Source organism: Pseudomonas sp. BSw22131 (genome assembly GCF_026810445.1).
GTDB lineage: Bacteria > Pseudomonadota > Gammaproteobacteria > Pseudomonadales > Pseudomonadaceae > Aquipseudomonas > Aquipseudomonas huanghezhanensis.
On record NZ_CP113949.1, the window covers coordinates 2,394,365 to 2,403,879 of the forward strand.

The following is a 9,515-nucleotide window of genomic DNA, read 5'->3' on the forward strand; positions in this document are numbered from 1 at the left end:
TGTAGCAACAGCTCATGAAAAACAAGCAAAAACGGATAAAAATAGCTGTATAAAAGACCAGTAATTATGATCAGCGAAAAACGAGATACCCCAGCATACATTGGAAATTTAGCGTTTCCGCTATCCCGCCGCTTCTCCGTTGCGCCGATGATGGACTGGACCGACCGCCATTGCCGGTACTTCCTGCGCCTGCTGTCCAAAAACGCTTTGCTGTACACCGAAATGGTAACCACCGGCGCGCTGATTCATGGCGATCGCGAGCGTTTCCTGGGCCACGACGAGACCGAGCACCCACTGGCGTTGCAGTTGGGCGGCAGCACGCCTGCGGACCTTGCGGCGTGCGCGAAGCTGGGCGAAGCGGCGGGGTATGACGAGATCAACCTGAATGTGGGTTGCCCGAGCGACCGCGTGCAGAACAACATGATAGGTGCTGTGCTGATGGGGCACCCGCAGCTGGTGGCCGACTGCGTCAAAGCCATGCGCGACGCGGTGTCTGTGCCGGTCACGGTCAAGCACCGCATCGGCATCAATGGCCGCGACAGCTATGAAGCGTTGTGTGAGTTTGTCGGGACTGTGGCAGGAGCCGGCTGCACGAGTTTTACGGTGCATGCGCGGATTGCGATTCTTGAGGGTCTGTCGCCCAAAGAGAACCGCGACATTCCGCCGTTGCGCTACGACATCGCAGGGCGGTTGACCCAGGACTTTCCGCACCTTGAGTTCATCGTCAACGGCGGCATCAAGACGCTGGAGCAATGCCACGAGCACCTGCAAACCTTCGACGGCGTGATGCTTGGCCGCGAGGCTTACCACAATCCTTACCTGCTGGCCGAAGTCGACCGCGAGCTGTTTGGCAGCACCGCGCCGGTGATTTCGCGTTCAGACGTGCTGGCGGCGATGCGTCCCTATGTCGAGAAGCACCTGAACGATGGCGGCTCGATGCACCACATCACGCGGCATGTGTTGGGGCTGGGGACGGGTTTTCCCGGCGCTCGCAAGTTTCGCCAGTTGTTGTCTGTCGACATTCACAAGACCAGCGATCCACTGGGGTTGCTGGACCAGGCAGGGAAACTGCTAGAAGGGCGCTGAGCTATTTCAGTCTTAAAACGAGCCTACGCCCAGCAGCGCCACCGAAAAGGAAACGATCAGTAAAAACAGGAGGGTCATGTTGACGGTCATGGGCTAAGTCCTAGGAAAATCAATGGCGCATCATCCCCGTCTCGCACCGGAAAAAGAACGGCGACCATCGCTATGTTCAATATTGATCGAATTGATAGTGATCACGCCTGACGCTGCTGCCACCTCTGGCCGCAGCGTGCGATCACACCGCATGTCAATTCAGAGCCTTGGGTCTGGCTAAAGATTCCGTGTCATTTCCCAAACGGGCGCGCCTATCCCGGTAATGCTTTTGTACCCGATCAGAAATGCGCGTGAGCCCACGGCTGACACGGCTGACACGGCTGACACGGCTGTCCGGCTTCATCTCGCTCTGCCGAGAAAAGGGTCTCGACTGGACGCAATTCTGGTAGTGGAGTAGGTTCCGCATCCCTTTATTTATTGGATTTCCATAGCCATGACTGATCGTCAGATCATTGTTCCAGATGATATGCGGCTGCTTTATGAACAGGCCGGTTACGCGCCAGCAGTAAAGGTCGGGGATACGCTCTACTGCGCTGGCCAGGTAGGTCGTACAGCGGATTTGACAGTGATCGAAGACCCGGAGGAGCAGTTTCTTGCAGCGTGGAACAACCTGCGACAGGTCCTGGCCGCCGGCGGCTGCACATTTGAAGATGTAGTCGACATGACGACCTATCACGTCGATATGCACCGCCACATGCCTGTCTTCAGACGCGTGAAGGATGAAGTCTTTCCACGTGGGGCGTGTGCCTGGACATGCATAGGTGTCAGTGATCTCGCCCGGCCGGGCCTGCTTGTCGAAATCAAATGCATTGCGGTGCAACGATAAGTTTTCGCTAGATACCTCTTCATCCTTGTCAGCGGAAATTGCCAGGCTCAACCGGTGAGTATCCGATAGCTGTCGATACCTTCCGGGTATCACGGTTAACCAAAAATCGATTAGTCACGTATCGCTGCGACACCCTACAGTCGGCCTCAATAAGAACAGGTTTTATCAGCCGGAATTGAGAATGACTGCTCCCACCTCGTACGCTGGCCCGATCATCGACAGTCACATTCATCTTTTCGACGCGGCTCGCGCCCAGGGTATTGCGTGGCCCGAACCCGGGCATGCCTTGTACGGTGCTTCGCTGCCTGCGGACTACTGGGCAGTGTCCGCTGCGCATCAGGTCGAGGGCGCGATTGTGGTCGAGGCGAGCCCTTGGCGCAGTGATAATCAGTGGCTGCTGGACACGCTGCGAGAGAGTCCCGGCATGCTCGGTTTCGTCGGCAACCTGTCTCCGCTGGACCCTCGCTTTAACGACGACTTTTCCGCACTGGAACGCGAGCCGCTGTTTCTGGGCCTGCGCTACGGCAACTTGTGGGAACGCGACCTGCTGGAAGATCAGATACGTCCCGGCTTCATCGATGGCCTGCGACGCTTGGTCGAGTCGGGCCGCAGTCTGGACAGCGCCAATCCTGATCCGCGGCTGATCAAGGGCTTGTTGCGCTTGAGCGACGCGTTGCCGGACCTGCGCATTGTCGTTGATCACTTGCCCAGCGCCGCTGTCAGTGACGATCAATGGCCTGGCTTTCAGCGTGATGTGCTGGCGCTGGCCGCCAACCCCAATGTGTTCGCCAAGCTGGCCGAAATCCCTCAGGTCAACGCCAACGGCTTGATCAGTGACCCTGCGTATTACCGCGATCGGTTGGCCTATCTGTGGGAAGCCTTCAGTGAAGACCGTTGCCTGTTTGGCAGCGACTGGCCCAACAGCAACACCGTCGCCGATTTCGACACCACCCAGGCATTGGTCAAACACTGGCTCGCCGATCAGCCACTGGAGGTGCAGACGAAGTTTTTCCGGCGCAACGTTTTCACGGCGTATGCGCTGGCGGACAGGGGGATCGGCTGATGGCAGTTCGCGCGTTTCGCATGAACCTCAACCCTGGCCAGACCGATGAATACCGGCGTCGTCATGACGAGATATGGCCCGAACTGGAGCAGGCCCTGCGCGATGCGGGGATCACTGATTACCGGATTTTCCTCGATTCCGAATCCCTCGCGCTGTTCGCCGTGATGACCCATGAGCACCCTCATCAACTCGATCAATTGCCGCACTTGCCCGTCATGCAGCGCTGGTGGCGGCATATGCAATCGCTCATGCCCAGCCACCCCGACGCCTCGCCGATCAGCGTGGATCTGCAACCGGTGTTCAGCCTGAATCGGGACTGAGCACACGCTCCATTCACTCAAGCGAAAGCTGACTGACTTACTCAATAACAACAAAAAAAGGACGTACATCGTGGAAATCATTCTGCTCGGCGTGCTGCTGCATTTCATTGGGGGAGCGGCTTCCGGCAGCTTCTACATCCCCTACAAGAAGGTCAGTGGCTGGGCGTGGGAAAGCTACTGGATCATGGGCGGTCTGTCGTCGTGGCTGATCGTGCCGTTGATCGCGGCGCAACTCACGGTGCCCGGTTACGTCGACATCTTGCGTCAGGCCGACAGCGGCACCTTGTTCTGGACTTACCTGTTTGGCGTGCTGTGGGGGATTGGCGGGCTCACGTTCGGCCTGACCATGCGTTACCTCGGGTTGTCACTGGGAATGTCCTTGGTGATGGGCTTGACCTCCGCCCTCGGCGCGTTGATGCCGGCGCTCTACCGTGACCTGTTCACCGATGCCACCACTGGCACGCTGACCGAAATGGCCGCGAGCGCCAGCGGCAATTGGGTGCTGTGGGGCGTGGCGGTGTCGATGATCGGTATAGCGTTGTGCGGGCGCGCCGGAATGCTCAAGGAGCGCGACGTGTCCGACGAAACCAAGTTCGCCAGCGTCAGTGAATTTTCGCTGGGCAAGGGCGCTGTGGTGGCGGTCATCTCTGGCGTGCTCAGCGCTTGTTTCAGTTACGGCATCGCGGCCGGCCGCCCGCTGGCCGAAGCGGCGGTGCAGCACGGCGCCAACAGCCTGTTTCAAAACAACGTGACCTTCATGGTGATCATGTGGGGCGGGCTCACCACCAACGCCATCTGGTGCCTGTGGCTCAATCGGCGCAACCGTACATTCAGTGATTACACCAACACCCAGACGCCGCTGCTGCGCAACTACCTGTTGGTGGCGAGCGCGGGGACGCTGTGGTTCCTGCAGTTCTTCTTCTACGGGATGGGCGAAAGCCGTTTTCAGAACGACGCCAGTTCGTGGGTGCTGCATATGTCTTTCATCATCGTTGTGTCCAACTGCTGGGGCCTGTATTTCCGCGAGTGGCAGGGCACGACCGCATCCAACAAAGGTGTGTTGATGATGGGTATCGCAGTGATTCTCGGCTCCATCGGCATGGTCGGCTACGGCAACTATCTCGGCTGAAAACAACCCTACGGCCACACGGCATTCATTCAGGAGTTCTCTATGTTACTGGCAGGCAAAACCGTGATCATCACGGGTGCTTCACGAGGCATTGGCCGGGGCGCGGCAAAGGAGTGCGCCCGACAAGGCGCGAGCGTGGTCATCGGTCACAGCGGCAGCGAGCAGGGTCTTGCAGCCGCGCGCAGCCTGATCGAGGAGATCGCGGCATTTGGCGGGCAAGCCATCGAAGTCGGCAGTGACGCGGAAGATCCGGACACCGGCGACCGGTTGGTGAAGGGCGCCGTGGATGCCTTCGGCGGTGTTGATGTGTTCGTCAACAATGCGGGTATCTGTCCGTTTCACTCGTTCCTCGACATGCCTCGCGAGGTCTATCTGAAGACGGTCAACACCAATCTCAACGGCGCGTACTTCGCTGTGCAGGCGGCCGCCAACCAAATGAAAAACCAGGGCCGTGGCGGGGCGATCATCGCCGTCAGTTCCATCAGCGCATTGGTCGGTGGCGGCATGCAGACCCACTACACGCCGACCAAGGCCGGGCTGCACTCGCTGATGCAATCGTGCGCGATTGCGCTGGGGCCTTATGGCATTCGCTGCAACTCTGTACTGCCCGGCACCATCGCCACGGACATCAATAAAGAAGACCTGGCCGACGAAGAAAAACTGGCCTATATGACCTCGCGCACGCCGCTCGGCCGCCTGGGTGAGCCTGAAGATGTCGCCGGACCGATCGTGTTTCTGGCCTCCGACATGGCGCGCTACGTGACCGGCGCGTCGTTGTTGGTGGACGGCGGATTGTTCGTCAATTTGCAGTAGCGCCAGCGGTGTTGCGCTGATTGCGGGCGCAAGCCTAATTACCTCTGTAGGCACCAATGTGTTGGCGATGCGGCGCAACCGGTTGAACCAATCCCACCGCCACGCGAATGAATTCGCGCCTACAGAAACGCCTGATGATGTAGCCAAAAGCCAGTAGGGCCGGACCTACGTCGGGTTATCAAGTTTCATACAAAGGTAAATGTTCTCCTGTTGCAATGAGAATCGTTTGCGTTATCCTTCGCATTCCTTTGTTACCAGGGATGTCGAACAAGATGGATTTTCGTCCTCTCACGGACCGGCCTCCAGCGCCGCGCTCCAGCCGTATTGGCGCGTCCTGCACATTCATCGATCCTCGACTGGATGCGCTCATGTCCACTTATCACACCCATCGCGAAGGGCTGTTGCGCCTGGCGGCCAAGTTTCTGGGCTGCCGTGCGCGTGCTGAAGATGTGGTGCAGGACGCGTTCGTGAAAATGCTGGAAAGCGATCTGGCCTCCACCGAACCTGCGCGCTACATGTTCCGCGTCGTGCGCAATCTGGCGATCGACCGGCTGCGCAGGCAGCGACTTGAACGCAATCACGGCGCTGAAGCGCAACGCGACGAGCAGCCGCTCTTCGAGGTTTCGCCGGAGCGCGTGCTGGCCGGTCGTGAAACCGTCAATCAACTGGTCGGCGCCCTCAACGAGCTGCCCAAGCGCATGCGTATCGTCTTCAACCTCAGCCAGATCCAGGGCTACACCCAGCGCGATGTGGCACGGGTCATCGGCACCTCGCCGACGATGGTCAACTTCCTGCTGCGCGACACACTGTCCCACTGCCGTGCGCGGCTGGGCGATATCCGATAACGCCATTACCTGCGTTTCATTTTCACGCCTGGAGTCATCCATGAAACTCATTCGTCTGGTCTTCCAGCAATACCGCTGGCCCCTCGCACTGGTCATGTTGCTGAGCGTCAGCAGCGGCCTGTTGAGCGTGGGCGTGATCGCCTTCGTCAACCAGCGCATGATCAGCGTGCACGAAGGCCTGGGCACCGCGCTCTGGCAGTTCGGCCTGATGCTGGCGCTACTGCTGTGCCTGGCGTCCGGCGCGCAATTGTCACTCACGGCACTGGGGCATCGTTTCGTCTACGGGCTGCGCCGGGTGATGGTCAAGCGGCTGCTGGACACCGACATCGAGCGCGTCGAAGCCATCGGCGGGGCGAAGATTTTTGCCAGCCTGTCCAGCGACATTCGAAGCGTGACCATGGCCTTTGTGCAATTGCCCGACCTGATCTACGGCTCGGTGCTGAGCGTGACGGCGTTCAGTTATCTGGCGTGGCTGTCGCCGTCGCTGTTCGCGACCACCGTGTGCTGGATGGGCTTCACGCTGGGCATCGGCTGGTTGTTGGTAGGTCGGCTCAACGCGCAGTTGCGACTGCTGCGCGAATCCGAAGACAAGCTCTACCAGAGCTACCAAGGGGTGATCGACGGCCGCAAGGAACTGACCCTCAATCGCGACCGGGCGCGGCGGCTGTTCGACGAAACCTTCGACGCCAGCGCACGCAAATACCGCGACCACATTACCCTTGCGGACCGCTACCACGGCATCGCCAGCAACTGGGCAAACATCATGGTGCTGGGCACGATCGGCCTGGCGTTTTACCTTGCCAATGGCCTTGGCTGGGCGCCGACCGAGGTTGCCGCGACCTACGCCCTGACCGTGTTGTTCATGCGCACGCCGCTGGTGCTGGCCGTCGCGGCGATTCCCGCGCAGATTGCCGGGCGTGTCGCGCTGGACAAGGTCGAATCCCTGGCCCTGGCCGAGCACCAGGAAAGTTTTGCCGTCGCGCCGAGCCACATTGCCGGGCACTGGCAGACGCTGGAACTCCGAGATGTCGAGTACCACTATCCCGCGCAGCGCGATGAGCCAGGCTTCGATGTCGGCCCGGTCAACCTCACGCTCAAGCGGGGCGAGACGGTGTTTTTGATGGGCGGCAACGGCAGCGGCAAGTCGAGCCTGGCGCGCTTGCTCAGCGGGTTGTATCGACCGTCCGCTGGCGCGATTCTGATCGACGGCCAGCTCATCACCTCAAAGGACTGGCCTGCCTATCGTCACTTGTTCGCCTCGGTGTTCACCGACTTCCACCTGTTCTCACAGCTGCTCGGACCCCAAGGGGAGACCAGCGAATCCACCCACACCGACCACTGGCTTGACCAGTTGCACATGCGCCACAAGGTGCGCATTGGCGACGGTCATCTGCTCGACACGCGCTTTTCCCAGGGGCAGCGCAAGCGTCTGGCATTGCTGCTGGCGCTGCTGGAAAAACGCGACATCTTGCTGCTGGACGAGTGGGCGGCAGATCAGGACCCGCTGTTTCGCCGGTTCTTCTACCGCGAGCTGTTGCCGATGTTCAAGCAGGCTGGGCTGACCGTGTTTGCCATCAGCCACGACGATCAATATTTCGACCTCGCCGACCGCCTGGTGAAGATGGAAGGCGGCCAGCTCAGTGAGCTACAAGGCGCGCGCCGCGACAACGCCAGCCGCGACGCTGTGGAAGAAATCGGCGGTGCGTATCAACCTCGTCCGACGGCGGTTTCATGAATTTTTCAAGTTTGAAGGCCAACGACTAAACAGCCGTCAGCCTCACCCGTCTTAGTAAATGAGAATCACTATTAACGTCGTTGGGCGCCAGCGATCCTGCCCGGCCTGCAAGGCCACCTTCGATTGCGGCGCTTGATTACAACGGCACATTTTTCAAAACGAGAGGCAAGCATGGAACTCGTCTACGACTACATCGGCATCGGTTTCGGCCCGTCGAACCTGGCACTGGCCATCGCCACGCAAGAGCACGCGGCGGCCAACGGTCAGGCGCCTCAGGTGTGTTTCCTCGAAAAGAAGCCGGCTTTCAACTGGCACGAAGGCATGCTGATCGACGGTTCCACCATGCAGATTTCCTTTCTCAAGGACCTGGTGACGCTGCGCAATCCCGCCAGCCGTTTCAGCTTCATCAACTACCTCAATGAGCGCGGTCGCCTGCAGGACTTTATCAACCTGAAGACCTTCTTCCCGACACGTGAGGAATACACCGATTACCTGACCTGGGCTGCTTCGCATTTCGCCGATCAGACGCATTACGGCGAAGACGTGATTGCGGTCGAGCCGTTCTATCACGACGGTCGTTTCGTTGCGGTGGACGTGCTGTCTCGCGGGGCGGACGGCGCTGTATCCCGGCGTCGGGCGCGCAATCTGGTGTTCGGCATCGGCGGCATACCGACCGTTCCTGCGCCGTTTGAAGGGGTCAAGGATTCCCGCGTTCTGCACTCATCGCGCTATCGCGGCGGCATCGAAAGCGTGCTGGGCAGTTTTGCGGGCGTGCGTGGTTCGGCTCCGGTGAAAGTCGCGGTTGTCGGCGGCGGCCAGAGCGCGGCAGAAATATTCGAAGACCTGGCCAGCCGCTTCGACCATGTCGACGCGACGCTGGTGATTCGCGGCACCGCGCTCAAGCCTTCGGATGACAGCCCCTTCGTCAATCAGATCTTCAACCCGTCGTTCACCGACACCATTTTCAATCACAGCGAAGAGCGCCGCGACGCGTTGTTCAACGAGTTCCGCAACACCAACTATTCAGTGGTCGACACCGACCTGATCGAGTCGATCTTTCAGCGCCTGTATCACCAGAAAGTACGCGGCGAAGTGCGCCATCAACTGCTGACCAACCGTGAAGTGGTGCATGCCGAAATAGGCGACGCCGGCATCGAATTGTTCCTGCGCGACGCCATCAATGACCGTACCGACAGTGAGCATTTCGACGTGGTGGTGCTGGCGACCGGTTACCGCCGTGATTACCACCGCCAGCTGCTGGCCGGTCTCGAAGACTGCATCGACGGCGCGGCCGTGGACCGTCAATACCGACTGCCCATGCGTCCCGGCAGCGAGGCCAGGGTGTTTTTGCAGGGCTGTTGCGAAGACAGCCATGGCTTGAGCGACACCTTGTTGTCGGTCCTGGCGATCCGCTCGCAGGAGGTCGTCGAGTCGATCTTTGCCGACTACGCGCAGCCTTGCTCCAGTCGGCCCGCCACAGTCGCTTCAGTGCCGGAGCTGCGCAGCGCCGCACCCCTGAAACTGGCGCGCTGACCGCCGCACCTCCAACCCGGTGGCTCACGCAGCCACCTGACTTTCCTCACAACGTTGTGGGCCGAGCCGTGATGGCCGCCTGCGGGTTGAGCTTTGCCCGAAAAAAGGTGACAC

9 protein-coding genes are annotated in these 9,515 nt (G+C 59.8%); all 9 read left to right on the forward strand.

Annotated features, from left to right (window positions below):
- Positions 1-66: 66 nt before the first annotated feature.
- The 9 genes from dusA (at position 67) to OYW20_RS10825 (ending at position 9,401) form a co-directional block, all read left to right on the forward strand.
- A complete protein-coding gene (dusA, locus tag OYW20_RS10785) occupies positions 67-1,086 on the forward strand; it encodes a tRNA dihydrouridine(20/20a) synthase DusA (RefSeq protein ID WP_268800666.1) in 1,020 nt (339 codons plus the stop codon).
- A 484-nt stretch (positions 1,087-1,570) separates the two neighbouring features.
- Positions 1,571-1,963 carry a RidA family protein gene (locus tag OYW20_RS10790; protein WP_268800667.1) on the forward strand — a complete coding sequence of 131 codons (393 nt, stop codon included), beginning with the start codon at positions 1,571-1,573 and terminating at the stop codon, positions 1,961-1,963.
- A gap of 181 nt (positions 1,964-2,144) precedes the next feature.
- Positions 2,145-3,026, forward strand: coding sequence for an amidohydrolase family protein (locus OYW20_RS10795; RefSeq protein ID WP_268800668.1), 882 nt, complete (start codon positions 2,145-2,147; stop codon positions 3,024-3,026).
- Positions 3,026-3,346 carry an L-rhamnose mutarotase gene (gene rhaM, locus OYW20_RS10800; protein ID WP_268800669.1) on the forward strand — a complete coding sequence of 107 codons (321 nt, stop codon included), beginning with the start codon at positions 3,026-3,028 and terminating at the stop codon, positions 3,344-3,346. The genes OYW20_RS10795 and rhaM overlap by 1 nt, the downstream gene beginning before the upstream one ends.
- A 70-nt stretch (positions 3,347-3,416) precedes the next feature.
- Positions 3,417-4,475: an L-rhamnose/proton symporter RhaT gene (gene rhaT, locus OYW20_RS10805; RefSeq protein WP_268800670.1), complete on the forward strand. Its 1,059-nt coding sequence runs from the start codon at positions 3,417-3,419 to the stop codon at positions 4,473-4,475.
- 42 nt (positions 4,476-4,517) lie between these two features.
- A complete protein-coding gene (locus OYW20_RS10810) occupies positions 4,518-5,288 on the forward strand; it encodes an SDR family NAD(P)-dependent oxidoreductase (protein ID WP_268800671.1) in 771 nt (256 codons plus the stop codon).
- A 368-nt stretch (positions 5,289-5,656) separates the two neighbouring features.
- Complete coding sequence (locus tag OYW20_RS10815; RefSeq protein WP_268800672.1) at positions 5,657-6,133, forward strand: sigma-70 family RNA polymerase sigma factor; 477 nt, start codon at positions 5,657-5,659, stop codon at positions 6,131-6,133.
- A gap of 40 nt (positions 6,134-6,173) precedes the next feature.
- On the forward strand, positions 6,174-7,868 hold the full coding sequence (locus OYW20_RS10820) for a multidrug ABC transporter permease/ATP-binding protein (protein WP_268800673.1): 1,695 nt from the start codon (positions 6,174-6,176) through the stop codon (positions 7,866-7,868).
- 171 nt (positions 7,869-8,039) lie between these two features.
- The gene (locus tag OYW20_RS10825) at positions 8,040-9,401 is read left to right on the forward strand and encodes a lysine N(6)-hydroxylase/L-ornithine N(5)-oxygenase family protein (protein WP_268800674.1); all 1,362 of its coding nucleotides are present in this window, start codon (positions 8,040-8,042) and stop codon (positions 9,399-9,401) included.
- Positions 9,402-9,515: the final 114 nt, after the last annotated feature.

Bases quoted from the DNA above. Each gene is read 5' to 3' on its own strand.
- dusA (WP_268800666.1), top strand. From the start codon at position 67: ATGATCAGCGAAAAACGAGATACCCCAGCATACATTGGAAATTTAGCG.
- OYW20_RS10790 (WP_268800667.1), top strand. From the start codon at position 1,571: ATGACTGATCGTCAGATCATTGTTCCAGATGATATGCGGCTGCTTTAT.
- OYW20_RS10795 (WP_268800668.1), top strand. From the start codon at position 2,145: ATGACTGCTCCCACCTCGTACGCTGGCCCGATCATCGACAGTCACATT.
- rhaM (WP_268800669.1), top strand. From the start codon at position 3,026: ATGGCAGTTCGCGCGTTTCGCATGAACCTCAACCCTGGCCAGACCGAT.
- OYW20_RS10810 (WP_268800671.1), top strand. From the start codon at position 4,518: ATGTTACTGGCAGGCAAAACCGTGATCATCACGGGTGCTTCACGAGGC.
- OYW20_RS10815 (WP_268800672.1), top strand. From the start codon at position 5,657: ATGTCCACTTATCACACCCATCGCGAAGGGCTGTTGCGCCTGGCGGCC.
- OYW20_RS10820 (WP_268800673.1), top strand. From the start codon at position 6,174: ATGAAACTCATTCGTCTGGTCTTCCAGCAATACCGCTGGCCCCTCGCA.
- OYW20_RS10825 (WP_268800674.1), top strand. From the start codon at position 8,040: ATGGAACTCGTCTACGACTACATCGGCATCGGTTTCGGCCCGTCGAAC.